We start from the raw sequence: 20,121 nt of genomic DNA on the forward strand, positions 1-20,121 counted from the left end.
AGAGTTGCTCAACAGAGAATTGATGAACTTGGTTAAGTGCTTGTCTTAGAAACATAAAAAAATCCGAGTGTCTGGAATACACTCGGATTTTGACACCTTGAAAGGATCGTTCAACCGATCATTTAAGCCTTAACTGATCGGCATTAAGCGAAACGCTCCCTTTTTAACCATCTTATCTAGGTTTTAGATAAAGGCATACGCATCAGCAAACATGTTTTCAGCTAACGCCTGCTTGTTAAGCGTGAATTGTTCTCGCGCTGCGCCTGCCATTTCAAAGCGTCCCGCTATATAGATGTCGTACTGTGCAAGCGACTCGAAGTCTTGAGCAACTGCTTGTAAGACATTACCAACCTTCCCTTGCCACTCTTGCCCAGCGTCTTCTACAACAGGGATAAAGTGAACATGGCTGTTCTTGCTAGCAATCTCTTCTAATTCTTGTTTTGCATAAAGTTGGCGTTCATCACGCCCACCCCAGTATAGATGGATTTCGTTCTCTCGATTTTGAGCCAAGCAATGATCTAGGATTGAACGAACGTAACTAAAGCCTGTGCCACCAGCAATGAGCAATATTGGTCGTTCACTCGCTTCTCTCACCCACGCATCACCATGAGGCGCGTCTATTGTCACTTCGCCATCATTTTCCATTGCTGCTTTCATTGCTTCGACAACTTCCTGGGCATAAGCATTGTGCTCGGCAGCACCAATATGAAGTTCTAATTCTCCTTCATGTCGGCATGGGCTGCTGGCGATTGAAAATGGGCGTTTGTCTTTTTCTCCCATTACAACCATTAGATATTGGCCAGCTTTAAAGCTAACAGGGCTCTCTGGATGTAATAAGATCTGGTAAGTATTGCAAGCCAACGGCTGAATTGACTTTACTTTGCATTGAATAGTCATGGTCTTCCTCTCGCTTACTCTTCAAAAGTAAGCACTAATCTACTTTCTGCGAAGGCTTGGCAGGCAAATATCCAACCCTGCTGTTGCTCTTTCTCTGTGAGCATTGGTTCCAGGTGATAAGAGACTTTCCCTTCGAGTTTACGACATAAACAGGCGGCGCATGCGCCAACCTGGCAGCGGTGGGGGAAGCGAATGTTATTGTTGAGCGCGGCTTCCAACACCGTTTGTCCATTCTGTACTTCAAATTGTATATTGTCTGGAAGCAGAATGACGGAATGGCTCATAGAATACTCAACTTATCCCAAAACGCATCGATTTTCGCCACAAGTTGTGGATCTTTCTTGATAGGTGTACCCCATTCTCGCACGACTTCCTCACCTTCAATCTTATTGGTTGCATCAAAAACAAGTCGAGAAAGGTGTTTATCCGTTTGCTGAACTTGTTTGGTATCACGAGCAGGATCCATACGTGTCGTGACAGCCCAAATAATATCGTTCCAGTCTTTGGCGTTGACATCTTGATCGCAAAGAATGACAAACTTAGGTTCCCCATGCTGCAATAAGTAGTCTTCTACTTTCTGGACGAGTTCTTGCGATTGGCCTGAACGGGTCTTTTTCATCGTTACGATGGCAAAGCCGTTGTTACGTGCTTTCTCTGGAATATAGAAATCAACGACTTCAGGGTGGCTGTCGATAAATGCGGCAATCGCCGCCTCATCAAGTGCGGTATGCTGACTCTCGCTACCCTGCGATGACGCAAGTTCTGCATCCCATTTAATTGTTGCGTCGAGCCCCATCTTAGAGCCTAGGCCAACAACCGGAGACGCAAAATCTAATGAGTCGATGGGTGTATTTTCGATAAACAAGGTATCACGAGTCGGCTCCATATGCTGCGTCATCGCTTCAACGACTTGATTCCAGTCGCGTGCGTTCACCTTTTCATCGCATACAATAACGAATTTGGTATACATGAACTGACGTAGGAACGACCATACTCCCATCATGACTCGCTTAGCATGACCTGGATATTGTTTCTTCATCGTCACTACTGCCATTCGATATGAACAGCCCTCAGGTGGCAGATAGAAATCTTCTATCTCAGGGAACTGTTTTTGCAGTATCGGTACAAAGACTTCGTTGAGAGCGACACCTAATACGGCAGGTTCATCTGGCGGACGACCTGTGTAAGTACTGTGATAAATGGCGTCTCTGCGCATACTGATATGAGTAATGGTAAAGACGTGGTGCTTTTCCTTTTCGTTATAGTATCCAGTATGATCACCGTACGGCCCTTCATCGGCAAACTCGTTCGGATCAATGTAGCCCTCCATGACGATTTCAGCACTAGCAGGAACTTCAAGATCATTGCTGAGTGATTTCACCACTTCTGTCTTCTTCCCACGTAGCAGACCGGCAAACGCATACTCAGATAAAGTATCTGGTACAGGCGTTACCGCACCTAAGATAGTCGCAGGATCTGCACCAAAGGCAACGGATACAGGGAAGGGTTTACCTGGATGAGTTTCCATCCAATCACGTAGGTCTAAAGCACCACCGCGATGCGCTAACCAGCGCATGATAATTTTGTTCTTCGCTATTTTCTGTTGGCGATAGATACCTAAGTTTTGGCGTTTTTTATTTGGCCCTTTAGTAACGGTCAACCCCCAAGTAAGCAATGGCGCCACATCATCTTGCCAGCAACTCATTACTGGAATTTTATCAAGATCAACATCGTCACCCTGCCAAACGATCTCCTGACACGGTGCCTTGCGCAAGCGTTTAGCGGGCATATTCAGAACTTGTTTGAAGACCGGCAACTTATCGAGTGCGTCTTTAAAGCCTTTAGGCGGCTCAGGCTCTTTTAGATACGCAAGCAACTTTCCAACTTCTCGCAACTCTTTGACATCCTGACGTCCCATACCAATAGCCACTCGTTCCGGTGTGCCAAATAGGTTGGTTAAGACTGGCATGTCATAGCCAATGGGATTTTCAAACAACAGTGCAGGACCACCCGCTCTAAGCGTTCGATCGCTGATCTCTGTCATTTCATAGTGAGGGTCAACAGGATGGTAAATTCGTTTCAGCTTCCCTTCTTGCTCTAGATGAGCGATAAAATCGCGTAAATCCTTAAAACTCATAGGCCTACTAATGGGCTGGTTAATCTGCATGCAGTATAACAAAAAAGAGGAATCGACCGATCCCTCTTTTTTATGTGGTTATTTCATCAATGATTACTGGCCGATAACAGTTAAAATTGCTCGACTGTTTACTTGTTGGTTGGTACTAGCCAACTCTTCTAGCCAAGATGAGTAGCCCTGACGAGCTAACTCGCCAGCAATAAATCTCGCATCATCAGAAATCGCCATTCGAGTAATTAAAAACTCTTTTACCTCTTTAGACATCGGTCTTATCTTGGTCAACTCTGTAATTGCAGCTTCTTTCAAGCTCGGATTCTGCGTAGCTTGGATCACCTGATTTAGCGAAAAATCATTACCAACCTTAGCTAAGCGAACCAATTCAGATTCACTGTTAAAGTCTGCCTTCATTAACCAGAGCAACTTATACACTTCTGGATCTTCACTTACTTGCGCTAGACGAACCATTACTGCCGAAGATGGCAGCCAGCTGATTACCGCTTCACGAGTCAGCTGTTGGCAAAGACGAGTAATGGCTTCTGGTGATAGGCTATCGAGCTCTCTAATCAGCAAAGCTTCTCTAGCCTGAACCTGATATTCACTTCCTTGTAACCATTGCTTAAGAACCAACTCTCCTCTTTCTGCCTCTAATACGAATGCCAGTGTGGATTGGTCTTGGTGCCATTGTTTTAACAGTCGATTGGCGATGGCAGGATAGTTGAAAGCAGGCACCGTAAACTCATAGCCCTCACCTCTTTCTAGGAGCTGATAGGTAGGCACCATTGATTTTTGTTGCTCAACAAACAGTGCCATTTTAGGCGTCATGATCAGGTTTTGGTCTTCAATCTTTTTGAGCAATAGATAACGAGACACTTCTTGGACAGGAAGTGAGAGTCTTTGTAGAGCGAAGTTAAGGCCATCAATATCATCTTCGATAGCCAAAGAGAGTAGCTCAGCCACTTTATCATGCACTTGTGGCTCTTGAAGCCATTGTTCTATACGCTGCGGCTGCATCTCAGTTGCAGTGACAGGCGGAACCCCAAGCAGTATCAAGACAGACAGGAGTACCGACGACAACATTCCTTGTTGCATGTTAACCTCCTTGTAACATTTCAATCCATTGTGCTCGCAATCACTGGATAATGCAAACAAAAACGCCACCTAGCAAAGGTGGCGTTTATCAAGATCATTTAATGCTTATTGACGACGCATCGCGTCAAAGAATTCATCATTCGTCTTGGTCATAGCAAGCTTATCGATTAGGAATTCCATCGCATCGGTTTCACCCATTGGATGAACAATCTTACGTAGGATCCACATTTTCTGTAGCTCTTCGTTCTTAGTTAGCAACTCTTCACGACGAGTACCTGAGCGGTTGAAGTCAATCGCTGGGAAAACGCGTTTTTCTGCAATCTTACGGTTCAGGTGTATTTCCATGTTACCTGTACCTTTAAACTCTTCGTAGATAACTTCGTCCATCTTAGAACCCGTATCCACAAGTGCCGTTGCTAGAATAGTTAGGCTTCCGCCCTCTTCTACGTTACGAGCTGCACCGAAGAAGCGCTTAGGACGGTGCAATGCGTTAGCATCAACACCACCAGTCAGAACTTTACCTGATGAAGGAACAACTGTGTTGTACGCACGTGCTAGACGAGTAATCGAATCAAGCAGGATTACAACGTCTTTCTTGTGTTCAACAAGACGTTTCGCTTTTTCGATAACCATTTCAGCAACCTGAACGTGACGAGACGCTGGCTCATCAAACGTTGATGCAACCACTTCACCTTTAACTAGGCGTTGCATCTCAGTTACTTCTTCTGGACGTTCATCAATAAGAAGAACCATCAGCACACACTCTGGGTGATTGTAAGCAATGCTCTGTGCAATGTTTTGCAGCAGCATTGTTTTACCCGCTTTAGGTGGCGCTACAATCAGACCACGCTGGCCTTTACCGATTGGCGAAGCAAGGTCTAGAACACGAGCAGTAATATCTTCTGTCGAACCGTTACCACGCTCCATCACCATACGCTCGTTAGCGTGTAGTGGCGTCAAGTTTTCAAATAGAATCTTGTTACGCGCGTTGTCTGGTTTGTCATCGTTAACAGTATTGACTTTTAAAAGTGCAAAATAACGTTCACCGTCTTTAGGTGGACGAATTTTACCGGCAATAGAGTCACCTGTACGTAAGTTAAAGCGACGGATCTGGCTTGGTGATACATAAATATCGTCTGGGCCAGCTAAGTACGAACTATCCGCACTACGTAAGAAACCAAAGCCGTCTTGAAGTATTTCCAGAACCCCGTCGCCAAAAATATCTTCACCGCTTTTCGCGTGCGCTTTAAGGATCGCGAAGATAATGTCTTGTTTTCTTAGGCGCGCAAGGTTTTCAAGGCCTAAGCTCTCGCCAAGTTTGACAAGATCAGACACAGGTCTGTTCTTCAGTTCTGTTAGATTCATGGTGGTGGATACTTGTTTAGTCAAAATAGGATCTGTTTTTTTGGTTAAGATGGATTTGGTCACAGGATCGACCAAGAAGAGAAACTTGTTTATTTAACGTGCGATAAACTAGCACTAAATACTAGCCTAGTCTAGATTTTGTTGGTGTTCAAAAACAAAACCGTGCATTAGATAAAATGCACGGCCTTATTGGGTAACTGATTATAGGTTTGCGTCCAAGAACTCTTTTAGTTGAGTTTTTGATAGCGCACCTACTTTCGTTGCAGCCACGTTACCATCTTTGAATAGAAGCAACGTTGGGATACCACGAATACCAAACTTAGGTGGAGTACCTGCGTTTTGGTCGATATTTAGTTTACCGATAGTGAGTTTGCCTTCGTACTCGTCAGCGATTTCGTCCAAAATAGGCGCGATCATCTTACATGGACCACACCATTCTGCCCAAAAATCTACAAGAACTGGGCCTGCAGCGTTAATTACATCGGCTTCAAAACCGTCATCAGTTAGCTGCAAAATCTTATCACTCATCTTCCACTCCAATGTGTTTTTTCGGAACTGGTTGGATGATAACCAGTATTTAGATGCCCTATTGGAATGTATTTACTTCCGTATTGCAAGTGTAAGCTGATATTCTATAGCAATGAAAAAGACGCATATCACAGAGCAAAAGTTCGCCGATTTAGGTTTACACCCTAAAATTACTGAAGGTTTGGAGAAAAAAGGGTTCGATTTTTGTACCCCAATCCAAGCTTTGGCGTTGCCGGTACTGCTCACCGGCCAAGACATCGCAGGACAAGCCCAAACGGGTACAGGTAAGACATTGGCTTTCCTTACTGCTACTTTTAACCACTTACTGACGACGCCTGAACATGAGGGTCGCAAGCCAAATCAGCCTAGAGCAATTATTATGGCTCCAACGCGTGAACTGGCTATTCAGATTTACAACGATGCAGAACCTTTGATCGCTAGTACTGGTATCAAAGCTGCACTCGCTTATGGTGGCGAAAGCTACGATAAGCAATTAGCAACGCTTGAGAATGGTGTCGATATCCTGATCGGTACAACCGGTCGTATTATCGATTTTTACAAGCAACGTGTATTTAACCTAAACAACATCCAAGCTGTCGTTTTAGACGAAGCTGATCGCATGTTCGATCTTGGTTTTATTAAAGATATTCGTTTCTTGTTCCGTCGCATGCCTGAGCCAAAAGAACGTTTGAATATGCTGTTCTCTGCAACACTGTCTTACCGTGTTCAAGAGCTGGCGTTCGAGCATATGCATAATCCAGAGCACGTTGTTGTTGAGCCAAATGTGAAAACAGGTCACCGTATTCAGGAAGAACTGTTCTACCCATCCAACGAACACAAAATGGCTCTGCTTCAGACGCTTATTGAAGAAGAGTGGCCAGATCGTGCAATCATCTTTGCAAACACTAAACATAAGTGTGAATCAGTCTGGGGCCATCTTGCAGCAGACGGACACCGAGTAGGCCTGCTAACGGGTGATGTTCCTCAGAAGAAACGTGAGCGTATCTTAGAGCAATTTACGCTTGGTGAAGTTGACTTACTTGTTGCAACCGACGTTGCTGCACGTGGTCTTCATATTCCACAAGTGACGCACGTATTCAACTTTGATCTACCTGACGACTGCGAAGATTACGTACACCGTATCGGTCGTACTGGTCGAGCAGGCGCAAGCGGTCACTCTATTAGTTTCGCGTGTGAAGATTACGCAATTAACCTTCCACCAATTGAAGAGTATATCGAACACTCTATTCCTGTTTCTGATTACGACCCTAGTGCTCTGATCCAAGATCTACCAGCACCTATTCGCATGCGTTCAAACCGTCCGCAGCAGCAACGTCGTACGAACACTGGAGGTTCGAGATCAGGAAATCGTCGTTCGAACCATCGCTCTCGTCCACGTCAACAAAAGGATTCTTAAGTCGTCTATGAGCCAAGCAGTTTCATCTCCGCTATACGCAGCCATCGACCTCGGGTCGAACAGTTTTCATATGCTCGTTGTGCGTCACATTGATGGCAGCGTTCAGACTATGGCTAAAATAAAACGCAAAGTTCGTCTTGCGGCTGGCTTAAGCGACAATAACTCGCTAAGTCTAGAAGCCATGCAACGCGGATGGGACTGCTTGAGTCTTTTTGCTGAACGACTTCAAGATATCGATAAGGAAAACATCCGTATTGTTGGAACGGCAACACTGCGAACAGCGACGAATGTGGATGTTTTTCTTGAGAAAGCCAACCAGATCCTCGGCCACAAAATCGAAGTCATCTGTGGTGAAGAGGAAGCTGCAACAATCTATAAAGGTGTTGCGCACACGTCAGGGGGGAGCGGCCGTCGCTTAGTGGTAGATATTGGCGGTGCCAGCACCGAGCTCATTATCGGAGAAGGCTTTGAAGCCAAAGCATTGACTAGTCTGAAAATGGGCTGCGTCACTTGGTTGGAGCGTCATTTTAAAGATCGCCAGCTGACGGTAAGCAATTTCAACAACGCGATTCAAGCCGCTAAAGAGACCTTACAACCTATCTTGCAGCAGTACACGCAAATCGGATGGGATGTTTGTGTTGGTGCTTCAGGTACTGTTCAAGCTCTTCAGGAGATTATGCTGGCGCAAGGTATGGACGAAGTCATCACCCACTCCAAACTCAAGCGTTTGCAGAAACAAGCCATGATGGCAGATCACCTCGAAGAGCTAGAAATTGAAGGATTAACTTTAGAACGCGCCTTGGTATTCCCAAGTGGTCTATCGATCTTGATAGCAATCTTCGAGCTGTTAGAAATCGAGTCCATGACGCTTGCTGGCGGTGCTCTACGCGAAGGTTTGGTCTATGAGATGGTGGATGAACTAAAGCAAGACGATATTCGTGCACGCACTATTTGCAGTGTTCAAAGTCGTTATCAGCTTGATGTTGATTATGGTCAGCAAGTTGCCGACATGGCAGCAAGACTACTGGCAGAATGTCAGCCTGACTGGATAACTGAGGCACAAGCAAAAGTCCTATTAGAGACAGCCGCCAAGCTACATGAAATCGGTTTGACCATCGACTATAAGAAAGGTGGTGAGCATAGCGCTTATCTACTTCAGCAACTTGACCTACCTGGTTACACTCGAGCGCAAAAACACCTATTAGGTGAACTGGCACGACGTTATCGTGAGCAGCTAACTTCTTTGCCAGAGCAACACGCTCTTTCAGGTTCAAGCGCCAAACGGGTATTGCGCCTGTTACGCTTAGCGGTCTTGCTTACTCATCGCCGTAATCCTGATCTTGAGCCAAACATTACCTTTGGTTCTAATGATGACCAGCTAACACTGACTATCAAATCTGAATGGCTAAAAGCCAACCCACTGACCGCCGCAGAGCTTGAGATTGAAGCTAACCGTCAAAGTGATATCGGCTGGCCTTTATCGATTGTTGAATACTGAACTTCGAATCAATAAAAAGCCCGAGAGACATCATCACTCGGGCTTTTTTTTATCTTTCCAGACTGAAATCAGTTGGCTCCAACCACTTTAAACTCAGGGTTAACCGCCGTCAGTTTTTTCACTAGGTAGTTAAGTAGCACACCATACATTGGAACAAACAGACCTAAACTGATCACCAGCTTAAATCCATAATCCACCAGCGCAATTTCAGTCCAGTGTTCAGCCATAAATGGATCAGGGCTTTGGTAAAACGCAATCGCAAAGAAGGCAATGGTATCGAGCGCATTACCAAACAAAGTCGAACACGTAGGAGCAACCCACCACTGTTTCATCTGACGCAGACGATTGAACACATGAACATCTAAGATCTGACCGAGTAGATAAGCCATAAAACTCGCAATCGCGATACGAGCGACGAATAGATTAAACTCGCCAAGATGTGCAAGACCTTGGAACTGCCCTTCAAAGAACAATACTGACAAAGCGTAAGAGACCGCTAACGCAGGAAGCATCACTAGAAAAATAATTTTTCGGGCAAGCTGAGCACCGAAAACGCGCACAGTGAGATCCGTTGCCAAAAAGATAAATGGGAAAGTGAATGCACCCCAAGTGGTATGGAAACCAAAGACGGTGAAAGGTAGCTGAACCAAGTAATTGCTGGAAGCAATAATCACTAGGTGGAACAGGACTAATAATAAAAGGGCTTTGCGCTGCTGCGCAGGGGTAAAGTTACTCATGCGATACCTTTTTAGTTTGGTTTGGGGGTGAGGGAACCCAAATCGACCACTTACGTAATAACGAAAGTCGCCTTACCAACAATGTAATGAAAAAATTCTCGATATTGACCATATAAAACGTGAACAATATCGCGGCGGGCGATTATACATTAACCAATCATCGCCGCAAGCATGAGTTTTCGAGCAATCGTTGACGTGTTCTTTTTTCTTAGAAACCACGTTCAAATAGTGAAGCGAGGAAATCCAACTCTTCTTTGCTCTCTTCGATAGAAAGCGCTTCTAGCCATAGACTTTCGCTGTAGTGTTCAGACTTGAGGAACAATTGACAACCTTCAAAATCAATCAACCAAGAGTGAATGTCCGCATCCCACTGTTTTTCAACCACAGTAGCCGAGAGTAGCTGGAGCATTCGCTGAGCTAAATCGGGAAAACTATCAAAATCAAAGCGAGGAGAACGAATGATAATACGACCTTCATCGGCCAGATAAGTATGCAGGCCAAACTCCGTTTGTTGCTCATTAGTGATGAGATTTTCAGCCATGGTGGGTCAAATGCTCCTGAATTAAATCTAAAAATGGATCTGCATATTTCTCTAATTTGCGTTGCCCTACCCCATTTACCGCCAACATTTCGCCATACGACGTCGGTAATATTTCCGCCATATCAATCAAGGTGGCATCGCTAAAGACAACATATGGCGGTAAGCCATCTTCGTCGGCAATGGACTTACGTAATCTGCGTAATTTAGCAAACAGCTTTTTATCGTAGTTTTTGCTCGATAATTTATCGGATTTCGCCGCGCGAGCGGCGGTATCAAGACGCGGAACGGCCAACTCCAAGGACATTTCACCGCGTAGCAACGGACGAGCTTCTTCAGTGAGCTGCAACGTCGAATTACGGGTGATATTTTGAAATAGCAATCCTTTGTGAATCAGTTGACGAAAGACACTGACCCAGTAGTCATGGCTATTTTCTCGTCCCAGACCATAAGTTGACAACTTATCGTGGCCATTTTCACGGATACGAATATTCTGCATACCGCGTAATACCTCAACCACGTACCCCATCCCAAAGGATTGGTTGACTCGGTAGACACATGACAAAGCTTTCTGAGCCTGCTCTGTGGCATCAAAGTGTTTAGGTGGATCAAGGCAGATATCGCAGTTTCCACATGGTTTGTCGCGGTACTCACCGAAATAGTTGAGCAATACCTGACGACGGCAGGTTTGCGCTTCAGCGAATGCACTCATGGCATTGAGTTTATGAGCTTCAACCTGCTTTTGCGGGCCTTCATCCTTTTCATCAAGCATACGGCGCAGCCAACTGATATCCGCAGGATCATAAAGCATCATCGCTTCAGCAGGTAAGCCATCACGGCCAGCTCGCCCCGTTTCCTGATAATATGACTCGATGTTTCTCGGAATATCAAAGTGAACAACAAAACGGACGTTAGGCTTGTTGATACCCATACCAAATGCGACTGTCGCCACCACAATTTGAATATCATCGCGTTGAAATGCATCTTGGACATAGGCGCGTTCATCGGCCTCTAAACCTGCGTGGTAGCTTGCCGCACGAAGACCGTTATTGCACAGTTTCTCCGTTACCATTTCGACTTTTTTACGGCTGCCACAATAAATAATCCCACAATTACCGCGCTGCTCTTCAAGGAAACGCACCACCTGAGAAATCGGTTTGTGCTTCTCTACCAAGGTATAACGAATATTTGGTCGGTCAAAGCTACCTAAGTAAACATGGGGGTCGTTGAGTTGAAGTCGCTGCGTAATATCAGAACGTGTCGCATCATCCGCTGTTGCGGTCAGAGCCATCACCGGCAGATGAGGAAAGTACTGTTTCAGTTGACCCAGTGACGCGTATTCCGGTCGAAAATCATGTCCCCACTGAGAAATACAGTGCGCCTCATCGACCGCAATCATAGATAAAGGTAAGCCTTCTAGACGCTCGATAAAATCTCGCATCAATACTCGCTCGGGTGACACATAGATAAGTTTAATCGCGCCAGAGTTCATGCGATTGTAGACGGAGATCAATTCTTCACGCGGCATCGTTGAGTTAATACACTCAGCCGCCACCCCGTTGGCTTTCAGTTGGTCAACCTGATCTTTCATCAAGGAGATCAACGGCGAGATAACTAAGGTTATTCCACTGCGCACTAGAGCGGGGATCTGGTAACACAAAGATTTACCGCCACCCGTAGGCATAATCACTAAACTGTCTAGCCCTGCGACCGCAGCATCGATCACTTCTTGCTGACCATCACGAAAGCTCTGGTAACCAAAGACATCTTCTAGGATGCTCTGTGGCGTCGGCTGTTCGGCTGGAGATTGCTGGGCTAAAAGAGTCGAGGTCATGAATTATCTCAATAGAATTGCAAGGCAAAGGCGTGTCAAACGCGAGGGGCACATTGTAGTGGGGTTTAACGGTGAATAAAACCGCAAATTGTTAGGTGATTTTGATAGTCATTCGTATACTGCTTGTTTCAATTTGTAAATTTCCTGATTACGAGTAATGTCGATGACTCCAGAAGAACAGCAAAGAGCCAAACAGGGTGTCTTTCTTGCCATTGGTGCTTACACCATGTGGGGTATCGCCCCAATCTATTTCAAGGCTCTGGCAGATGTATCTCCACTAGAAATTCTCAGCCATCGCGTCGTTTGGTCGTTTTTCTTACTTGCCGCCCTGCTCCATTTGGGTCGCCGCTGGCGCAATGTCCGAGATGTCATCAAATCGAAGCAAAAACTCCTCTATCTGGTGACGACTGCACTTCTTGTTGGAGCCAACTGGCTTATCTTCATCTGGGCTGTCAATGCTGATCATATGCTCGATGCAAGTCTCGGGTACTACATCAATCCTTTGATTAACGTGTTACTTGGAATGCTATTTCTGGGAGAGCGTCTTAGAAAGCTTCAGTGGTTCGCCGTTGCTCTTGCTGCATGCGGTGTGCTAGTACAGCTCTTTGTCTTTGGTTCTATTCCAGTCGTTGCGATTGCGCTAGCTCTGAGCTTTGGCTTTGGCTTTTACGGTCTATTGCGCAAAAAAGTCAGCCTAGAAGCACAAACAGGACTGTTTATTGAGACCTTGGTTCTACTACCTGCTGCAGCGATTTATCTGCTGTGGATTGCTGATACGCCAACATCCAACATCATGGAAAATCCACGAAACCTTAATGTATTGCTGATTTCCGCAGGCGTTATTACCACACTGCCCCTGCTCTGCTTTACTGGTGCTGCGACTCGACTAAAGTTATCGACACTGGGCTTTTTCCAGTACATTGGACCAAGCCTGATGTTCTTGCTTGCGGTATTGGTTTACGGAGAAGCATTTACCGTCGATAAAGCGATTACGTTCGCCTTTATTTGGGGAGCTTTGGTGATCTTCAGCGTCGATGGATTAAGAAGCAATCAACAGTCAAAACGAGCTCTTAAAGCCAACTGATCGTTTTTTACAAGACAATCTCTACCACTAACTATAAGCTTGGTGAAATAATCACCAAGCTTTTTTGTTCTATGGATAAGGTCAACTACCACACGACGCAAAATAAAGAGATAAGCCTGATAGAAGCAAATTATCAGTCATTTGCTTTTTCGCGCCACTATCATCTTGATTTTCATATTGGTCTTATTACTGGTGGAGAACAAAAATTTCACTATCAAGGCGAAAAACATCATGTCGGCAAAGGCCAGCTAGTCATCATGCCTCCCGATGAACTGCATGATGGTCAATCCACCCTTGATTCCGGTTATCAAGTTCGAGTGTTCTCGCTAGAGCCTCAATGGTTGAGCAAGCTTGCCCAACTTAAACAACCAAACAGTTTGATTCACTTCAACCGACTCGTCGTATCGGACACTCAAGTATTTCAGTCACTCTCGCAGCTTCATCAATTATTAGCGAATGACGATGTCAGCCAACTCGCGAGAGATTGCTTGCCATACGAAGGATTTGAACGGCTCTTTAGTCACTACGGCAGCCTAGAACAAAAACGCGCTGTACCACTTGGCAATCAGTCGATGGCGACGCTCAAAGAGTATTTAATGCATAATCTTGATCAACCCGTTCGACTCGAACAGTTGTCTCAGTTGTGCCAACTCAGCCCGACCCAGTTTCAACGCCATTTCAAAGCAAAAGTGGGACTCACACCCTACGCTTGGTTAAGTCGTTTACGAATGGAACAAGGAATGAAACTCCTCAAGTCAGGTATCAGTGGAACCGAAGTGGCTCATCAGGTCGGGTTCTACGATCAAGCTCATTTCAGTAAAGCCTTCAAAGCAACTTTTGGTGTTCCACCTTCACAGATTAACTAGTGTCAGTTTTTTACAATCCTCGCTAAGAATTTGTTGGCACACTGGATGTATTAATCACGAATCAATTTACCGTCATGAATGAACTCACCATCCTATCCACTCTTGCCATCGTACACTTCATTGCGCTGATGAGCCCAGGGCCTGACTTTGCCTTAGTGGTCCAAAATGCCACTCGCTATGGCCGACAGACTGGCTTTTACATCGCTCTCGGCCTCTCTTTTGGCATCTTGCTGCACTCCATTCTCAGCCTAACTGGTGTCAGCTATTTGGTTCACCAGCAGCCGGCTCTGTTCGCTCTGTTGCAACTGGCTGGTGGCAGCTATTTAACCTATCTCGGTTACGGTGCTCTAAATGCGACAATCGTTGCCTTTCGTAGAAACCATTGCGAAGGCGAGAAGGACGAGTCTTCCTCTTTGTTGCTCACCAACAAGCGCGAAGCTTTCTCTCGTGGTTTTGCAACCAACATTCTTAATCCCAAGGCGCTGGTGTTTTTTGTCAGTTTAATGTCGAGCCTAGTTCCTGCCGGCATGTCTTTAGGTGGCAAAGGTATTGCCCTAGTGATTCTTTGGAGTTTGTCGTTATTTTGGTTTTCTTTTCTTGCTTGGGCGCTATCCACACAGCGTATGCAACGCAAAGTTAAAGCATTTGCTGTCTACATTGATGGCTTATGTGGTGTTATTTTTAGCGTGATTGGTTTAAGTATTTTGTGGCAATCAGCATCAAATTTACTGGCGCAGCTTTGAGTCATCCTCACAATTGTTTGAGCAACCTCACACCTTGCTATCAGACTCATATCGAAAATAGTACCGAAATGCCCACCACCTTGTGCGAGATCTCTTATGCATAAGTAAGTAAAAACAACTTTCTCATTAAGAAAAATACACCACAACCAACTCAAGTCATTGATAAATAAAGATACGTACAAATTTCGAGCGAATTTTTATGTGGAAAAACGTTTGCGTAGTATTGCTGAACATCTACGAATCGGTAATATGAACCTTGTCGGAAGGATGCTGACACGGAACAGGAAATTACCACGGATTAGGTAATCTTCAGGAAGAAGATACGGTTATTCAGGATGAATAGTCGGCATGGAAAGCAAATTGGACATTGAACGGACGCAATAGTAACTAGGATGGTTGCTACTAAGGATGGGAAATGGACACCTCTGGATGAGGCAAGGACTGATCATCAGGATGATGAAAAGGACACCGCTCAGGGAACAAGCGAAGTGAGCTAACGAGGATTGTTAGCAGACCAGGATAGGGTCAAGGACACCGCTAGGATGGCGATGAATGGACTAAGCTGAAGGATGTCAGCATACTATCAAGGATTAGATGCATGGAGCACCTATAGTAGCCGGATTGCTGCGAGTAAGACTATAACCCCGATGGGCGTAAGCCCTCGGGGTTTTTCTTTATTCTTCAAAAGATAAATGAAGTTAACGCCACCTTTACAGCTTTTCTAACTTAGCGTAAGCAGTGACTAACCATTTGATCCCTTCACCATTAAAGGCGACCTGAACTCGGCTCTGCGGGCCACTGCCTTCAAAGTTGATGATCGTTCCTTCACCAAACTTAGGGTGAAGCACTCGAGAACCTAGGCTAAAGCCTGTTTCATTAAAGTTCTCTTTGACCACGGTTTGACTAAAGCGTCCCGAGCTTGCTGGGCGGCTCACTTGCGCTTTCATACGCACTTCATCAAGACAGGTTTCCGGTAGTTCGCGAATAAAGCGCGATGGTTTATGGTACTTGTCTTGACCATATAAGCGGCGCATCTCTGCATAAGTGATGTAAAGCTTCTCCATTGCACGGGTCATACCCACATAGCAAAGACGTCGCTCTTCTTCTAAGCGACCCGCTTCTTCTACCGACATTTGGCTTGGGAACATACCCTCTTCGACACCAACCATGAAGACAAGTGGAAACTCCAGACCTTTCGCACTGTGCAGCGTCATTAGCTGCACGGCATCATCAAATTCATCAGCCTGACCTTCACCAGCCTCTAGAGCGGCGTGCGTCAAAAAGGCCGTCAATAGCGTCATTTCTTCCGCTTCTTCTGGCTTTTCAAATTGGCGTGTTGCCGTGACAAGTTCTTCCAAGTTCTCAATACGAGCCTTGGACTTCTCGCCTTTCTCCTGTTCGTACATTGCGAACAGACCAGAGTATTTGATGACGTGGTCGGTTTGCTCATGGAGCGACATCTCACATGTGTCATCTTCAAGCGCAAGAATCAGCTCGACAAAGCGACTTAATGCCCCCGCAGCTCTTCCTGCCAGTACTTTTTCGTCTAGCAAAGCGATACTCGCTTCCCACATGGTGCAACCACGGTCGCGTGCAGCAAAGCGAATTGTCTCGAGTGTTTTATCTCCAAGGCCACGCGTCGGTGTATTGACCACTCGCTCGAAGGCTGAGTCATCATTTCGATTACTCATTAAACGCAGGTAGCTAAGTGCATCTTTGATCTCTTGGCGCTCGAAGAATCGCATACCTCCGTAAATACGATACGGGAGCCCCGCCTGAATTAACGCTTCTTCTAACACACGCGATTGGGCGTTATTGCGGTACAGCATAGCGGCATCGTTGAGTGCTCCGCCTTTGTCTTGCCACTCTTTAATTTTGTTGACGACAAAACGGGCTTCATCCAGCTCGTTATAAGCGGAGTAAACAGAAATAGGCTCACCTTCAACCCCATCCGTCCACAACTCTTTGCCCATACGCTCGGTATTATTGGCGATCAGAGTATTTGACGCTTCGAGAATCGTTTTTGTCGAACGGTAATTCTGCTCAAGGCGAATGGTATTAACGCTAGGGAACTCACGAGTAAATTTTTCAATATTTTCGATTTTAGCGCCACGCCAGCCATAAATGGACTGGTCATCATCACCAACAATCATTACATGAGCTTCAGACCCTGCCATCATGCGTAACCACGCATACTGAATGTTGTTGGTATCCTGAAATTCGTCGACCAGAATATGCTTGAAACGAGCCTGATAGTGTTCACGGATATGCTTTTTATCCCGCAGTAACTCATGCGCTCGCAGCAATATTTCGGCAAAGTCGACCAATCCTGCTCTATCACAAGCCTCTTGATAAGCGGTATAGAGTTGCAGATACGTTTTTGTCACGGGGTCATGGTACGCATCAATGTGATTAGGACGTAGACCCTCATCTTTTTTGCCATTGATCCACCAGCCTACTTGGCGAGCTGGCCACTGCTTCTCATCGAGATTCTGTGCCTTGATTAAGCGACGCAATAAACGTTGCTGATCATCACTATCAATGATCTGAAAATCTTCAGGTAGCTGAGCATCCAAATAGTGAGCACGTAGAATACGGTGACAAATTCCGTGGAAAGTCCCATTCCACATTCCAGATGCGCTGCCCATCATCAGTTCTTCGATACGCCCACGCATTTCTGCTGCCGCTTTATTGGTAAAAGTGACCGACATAATTGAAAAAGGCGAAGCTTGCTCAACCGACATCAACCATGCAATACGGTGAACTAACACACGTGTTTTACCACTGCCCGCACCGGCTAGGACAAGTAAATTTTCTAGGGGGGCGGCAACAGCCTCACGCTGTTTATCGTTCAGGCCATCGAGAAGTAATGAAGGATCCATGGGGGCTCAGCTACTGGTTATCTATACATGAAAAACCATTATACCCGAGTGACTTCAAGATGCTAGCAGCAGTAGACCCAAGTCTATTGATTGAACCTTTACGGATTCACGACGAAATGCGACCCATTTCACCATAAAAATATCTCAAATTGACCTCGCTCAACAGCGGCATAACCAAGTTAAGAATCCCCAAGACTTGCTGCCTCCATGTGACGAGTGCCGACATAGTAACAAAAAAAGCATCGCTGCAGCAGCGATGCTCTTCATTATTGATACCGTTGTTATTTTTGAGATCTATTAAGCAGAAATACCCGCATGACGAAGTAATGCGTCAATCTGCGGCTCACGGCCTCGGAAACGCTTAAACAGTTCCATTGGCTCTTCGCTGCCACCCATCTCTAGAATATTGTTCAGGAAGCTCTTACCCGTTTCAGTGTTGAAGATTCCCTCTTCTTCAAAACGAGAAAACGCATCCGCTGAAAGTACTTCTGCCCACAGATAGCTGTAGTAACCCGCACTATAGCCACCAGCAAAGATATGACTGAAGCTGTGCGAGAATCGGTTCCATTCTAAGCTCGGTAGAACGGCAACTTTAGATTTTACGTCTGCCAATGTTTCAAGCACTCGTGGACCGATATCTGGATCAAATTGAGTATGAAGAGTGAAATCAAACAAACCAAATTCTAGCTGACGAAGAATAAACATCGCAGACTGGAAGTTTTTCGCTGCTAGCATCTTCTCTAGCATCTCTTTTGGTAAGGGTTCACCCGTTTCAAAGTGGCCAGAGATAAAGGCGAGTGCCTCTTCTTCCCAGCACCAATTTTCTAAGAACTGACTTGGCAGTTCCACAGCATCCCAAGGAACACCATTTATGCCAGAGACCGCGCCAGTCTCAACCTGAGTCAACATATGATGGATACCGTGGCCAAATTCATGGAACAAGGTGACGACTTCATCATGAGTAAATAGTGCAGGTTTATCACCAACTGGACGGTTAAAGTTACAAGTCAGGTAAGCAACCGGTGTTTGCAGCTCACCCTGCTCATTGATGCGACGAACACGACATTCGTCCATCCAAGCACCGCCACGCTTATGCTCACGAGCATACAGATCGAGGTAGAAGCTACCACGAAGCTGGTCATCAGCGTCAAAAATATCAAAGAAGCGCACTGACTCATGCCAGGTGTCGACACCGTCACGCTCTTTAACTGTCATGCCGAAGACTCGATTTAGCACTTCAAACAGACCACTCACCGCTTTTGCTTCTGGGAAGTAAGGACGCAGTTCCTCATCAGAAATCTGGAACAAATGCTGTTTCTGTTTCTCACTGTAATAAGCGATATCCCATAAATTCAGCTCATCTACACCAAATTCACTTTTCGCAAACTGGCGTAACTCTTCAACCTCTCGCTCACCCTGAGGTTTTGCTTTGCTTGCTAAATCGTTGAGGAAGCCAAGGACTTGCGACGGACTTTCTGCCATCTTGGTTGCTAACGACTTTTCACTGTAGGTATTGAAACCCAGCATACGTGCAATTTCAAAACGCAGCTTCAATTGCTCATTGATGATTTCAGTGTTATCCCATTCACCCGCTTTCGGTCCACGGTCTGATGCTCGGGTCACATAGGCTTCATACAACTCTTTGCGTAGCTCTTGATTGTCGCAGTAGGTCATTACCGGAAGATAAGATGGAATGTCCAACGTCAGTAAATAGCCATCCAGCTCTTTCGCTTCAGCAGCGGCTTTGGCTGCCGCCAGTGCCGACTCAGGCATACCTGCCAACTGTTCTTCATCTTCAATGTGCTTAGTCCAGCCCATAGTGGCATCAAGCACATTGTTGGAGAACTTCGACCCTAACTCAGACATGCGCTTACTGATTTCGCCGTAGCGATGCTGTTCATCGGCTGGTAAACCAATCCCAGACAACTCAAAATCGCGTAACGAGTCGGTGATCGTTTTCTTCTGCGCTTGAGTTAACGAAGCAAAAGCTTCACTCGATTTCATCGCTTTATACGCTTCAAACAGACCTTTGTGCTGACCAACCCAAGTACCATATTCGGATAAAAGCGGCAGACAGCTCTCGTACGCGTCACGAAGCTCATCACTGTTCATGACTGAGTTCATATGACTGACAGGAGACCAAATACGACTTAAGTGATCATCCACTTCTTCAATCGGCGCAACAAGGTTGTCCCATGTTGGTTCCGTATTACCCGCCAAAACCTGTTCAATTTTAGCGCGGCAATCAGCAATCGCCTTTTCTACCGCTGGCTTAACATGTTCCGGTTTAATCTGAGAAAATGGCGGCAAATCGGTAAAGTTAAGAAGTGGGTTCGACATAAATCATTCCTTTTTTTGGATAACGCAAACCTAGATAAAATTGGTTATCTAGAGCATGTTGGTCTGTGTTAATTCTTATTGGTCTTAAATAGTAAATATAGGTAGGTTCAGCAATTTTCAATAGTAACGTATACTAACTGCCATCATTCATCATGCTCTTTGCACC

The 20,121-nt window shown here is 45.6% G+C and carries 16 protein-coding genes; 5 read left to right on the plus strand and 11 right to left on the minus strand.

Annotated features, from left to right (window positions below; genetic code table 11):
- Positions 1-183: 183 nt before the first annotated feature.
- The 6 genes from fre to trxA all read right to left on the minus strand — a co-directional run bounded on the left by fre (position 184) and on the right by trxA (position 6,016).
- Positions 184-897 carry an NAD(P)H-flavin reductase gene (gene fre / locus QTN95_RS11925; protein ID WP_331417624.1) on the minus strand — a complete coding sequence of 238 codons (714 nt, stop codon included), beginning with the start codon at positions 895-897 and terminating at the stop codon, positions 184-186.
- A 14-nt stretch (positions 898-911) separates the two neighbouring features.
- The gene (locus tag QTN95_RS11930; protein WP_269378092.1) at positions 912-1,181 is read right to left on the minus strand and encodes a 2Fe-2S iron-sulfur cluster-binding protein; all 270 of its coding nucleotides are present in this window, start codon (positions 1,179-1,181) and stop codon (positions 912-914) included.
- Positions 1,178-3,034, minus strand: coding sequence for a 4-hydroxy-3-polyprenylbenzoate decarboxylase (ubiD, locus tag QTN95_RS11935; protein WP_331417625.1), 1,857 nt, complete (start codon positions 3,032-3,034; stop codon positions 1,178-1,180). Before ubiD ends, QTN95_RS11930 begins: the two co-directional genes overlap by 4 nt.
- Before the next feature lie 93 nt (positions 3,035-3,127).
- The gene (locus tag QTN95_RS11940) at positions 3,128-4,123 is read right to left on the minus strand and encodes a hypothetical protein (protein WP_331417626.1); all 996 of its coding nucleotides are present in this window, start codon (positions 4,121-4,123) and stop codon (positions 3,128-3,130) included.
- Between the two features lie 105 nt (positions 4,124-4,228).
- Positions 4,229-5,488, minus strand: coding sequence for a transcription termination factor Rho (gene rho / locus QTN95_RS11945; protein WP_138971480.1), 1,260 nt, complete (start codon positions 5,486-5,488; stop codon positions 4,229-4,231).
- Positions 5,489-5,689: 201 nt separating this feature from the next.
- Entirely contained in the window at positions 5,690-6,016 is a 327-nt protein-coding gene (trxA, locus tag QTN95_RS11950; protein ID WP_138971474.1) for a thioredoxin TrxA, read from the minus strand.
- Positions 6,017-6,128: 112 nt separating this feature from the next.
- Here trxA and rhlB point away from each other — a divergent pair, with 112 nt between their 5' ends.
- Both rhlB and gppA read left to right on the plus strand, forming a co-directional pair.
- Complete coding sequence (rhlB, locus tag QTN95_RS11955) at positions 6,129-7,433, plus strand: ATP-dependent RNA helicase RhlB (RefSeq protein WP_331417627.1); 1,305 nt, start codon at positions 6,129-6,131, stop codon at positions 7,431-7,433.
- A 7-nt stretch (positions 7,434-7,440) separates the two neighbouring features.
- Entirely contained in the window at positions 7,441-8,931 is a 1,491-nt protein-coding gene (gene gppA, locus QTN95_RS11960) for a guanosine-5'-triphosphate,3'-diphosphate diphosphatase (protein WP_331417628.1), read from the plus strand.
- A 68-nt stretch (positions 8,932-8,999) separates the two neighbouring features.
- Here the strand turns inward: gppA and QTN95_RS11965 are convergent, their stop codons facing one another.
- The 3 genes from QTN95_RS11965 to recQ form a co-directional block, all read right to left on the minus strand.
- Entirely contained in the window at positions 9,000-9,668 is a 669-nt protein-coding gene (locus tag QTN95_RS11965; protein WP_138971471.1) for a 7-cyano-7-deazaguanine/7-aminomethyl-7-deazaguanine transporter, read from the minus strand.
- A gap of 208 nt (positions 9,669-9,876) precedes the next feature.
- Positions 9,877-10,209, minus strand: a complete 333-nt coding sequence (locus QTN95_RS11970; protein ID WP_269378098.1) for a DUF3630 family protein — start codon at positions 10,207-10,209, stop codon at positions 9,877-9,879.
- Positions 10,202-12,040, minus strand: coding sequence for an ATP-dependent DNA helicase RecQ (gene recQ / locus QTN95_RS11975; RefSeq protein WP_331417629.1), 1,839 nt, complete (start codon positions 12,038-12,040; stop codon positions 10,202-10,204). The genes QTN95_RS11970 and recQ overlap by 8 nt, the downstream gene beginning before the upstream one ends.
- A gap of 163 nt (positions 12,041-12,203) precedes the next feature.
- Here recQ and rarD point away from each other — a divergent pair, with 163 nt between their 5' ends.
- The 3 genes from rarD to QTN95_RS11990 all read left to right on the plus strand — a co-directional run bounded on the left by rarD (position 12,204) and on the right by QTN95_RS11990 (position 14,733).
- The gene (rarD, locus tag QTN95_RS11980; protein ID WP_331417630.1) at positions 12,204-13,124 is read left to right on the plus strand and encodes an EamA family transporter RarD; all 921 of its coding nucleotides are present in this window, start codon (positions 12,204-12,206) and stop codon (positions 13,122-13,124) included.
- Between the two features lie 71 nt (positions 13,125-13,195).
- Entirely contained in the window at positions 13,196-13,990 is a 795-nt protein-coding gene (locus QTN95_RS11985; RefSeq protein WP_331417631.1) for an AraC family transcriptional regulator, read from the plus strand.
- Positions 13,991-14,064: 74 nt separating this feature from the next.
- Complete coding sequence (locus tag QTN95_RS11990; protein ID WP_331417632.1) at positions 14,065-14,733, plus strand: LysE family translocator; 669 nt, start codon at positions 14,065-14,067, stop codon at positions 14,731-14,733.
- Between the two features lie 710 nt (positions 14,734-15,443).
- Here QTN95_RS11990 and uvrD read toward each other — a convergent pair.
- Positions 15,444-17,615 (minus strand): DNA helicase II, encoded by a 2,172-nt coding sequence (gene uvrD / locus QTN95_RS11995; protein WP_331417633.1) that lies wholly within the window; start codon positions 17,613-17,615, stop codon positions 15,444-15,446.
- Between the two features lie 297 nt (positions 17,616-17,912).
- Positions 17,913-19,955 carry an oligopeptidase A gene (gene prlC, locus QTN95_RS12000; RefSeq protein WP_331417634.1) on the minus strand — a complete coding sequence of 681 codons (2,043 nt, stop codon included), beginning with the start codon at positions 19,953-19,955 and terminating at the stop codon, positions 17,913-17,915.
- Positions 19,956-20,121 lie beyond the last annotated feature (166 nt).

Origin of the sequence: Vibrio sp. M260112, from assembly GCF_036533775.1 — a bacterium.
Classification (GTDB): Bacteria; Pseudomonadota; Gammaproteobacteria; order Enterobacterales; family Vibrionaceae; genus Vibrio.

Coding starts and splice junctions, on each gene's coding strand:
- QTN95_RS11970 (WP_269378098.1), bottom strand. CDS start 10,209: ATGGCTGAAAATCTCATCACTAATGAGCAACAAACGGAGTTTGGCCTG.
- gppA (WP_331417628.1), top strand. CDS start 7,441: ATGAGCCAAGCAGTTTCATCTCCGCTATACGCAGCCATCGACCTCGGG.
- rho (WP_138971480.1), bottom strand. CDS start 5,488: ATGAATCTAACAGAACTGAAGAACAGACCTGTGTCTGATCTTGTCAAA.
- rarD (WP_331417630.1), top strand. CDS start 12,204: ATGACTCCAGAAGAACAGCAAAGAGCCAAACAGGGTGTCTTTCTTGCC.
- trxA (WP_138971474.1), bottom strand. CDS start 6,016: ATGAGTGATAAGATTTTGCAGCTAACTGATGACGGTTTTGAAGCCGAT.
- rhlB (WP_331417627.1), top strand. CDS start 6,129: ATGAAAAAGACGCATATCACAGAGCAAAAGTTCGCCGATTTAGGTTTA.
- uvrD (WP_331417633.1), bottom strand. CDS start 17,615: ATGGATCCTTCATTACTTCTCGATGGCCTGAACGATAAACAGCGTGAG.
- fre (WP_331417624.1), bottom strand. CDS start 897: ATGACTATTCAATGCAAAGTAAAGTCAATTCAGCCGTTGGCTTGCAAT.
- QTN95_RS11930 (WP_269378092.1), bottom strand. CDS start 1,181: ATGAGCCATTCCGTCATTCTGCTTCCAGACAATATACAATTTGAAGTA.
- QTN95_RS11965 (WP_138971471.1), bottom strand. CDS start 9,668: ATGAGTAACTTTACCCCTGCGCAGCAGCGCAAAGCCCTTTTATTATTA.
- ubiD (WP_331417625.1), bottom strand. CDS start 3,034: ATGAGTTTTAAGGATTTACGCGATTTTATCGCTCATCTAGAGCAAGAA.
- QTN95_RS11940 (WP_331417626.1), bottom strand. CDS start 4,123: ATGCAACAAGGAATGTTGTCGTCGGTACTCCTGTCTGTCTTGATACTG.
- QTN95_RS11985 (WP_331417631.1), top strand. CDS start 13,196: ATGGATAAGGTCAACTACCACACGACGCAAAATAAAGAGATAAGCCTG.
- prlC (WP_331417634.1), bottom strand. CDS start 19,955: ATGTCGAACCCACTTCTTAACTTTACCGATTTGCCGCCATTTTCTCAG.
- QTN95_RS11990 (WP_331417632.1), top strand. CDS start 14,065: ATGAATGAACTCACCATCCTATCCACTCTTGCCATCGTACACTTCATT.
- recQ (WP_331417629.1), bottom strand. CDS start 12,040: ATGACCTCGACTCTTTTAGCCCAGCAATCTCCAGCCGAACAGCCGACG.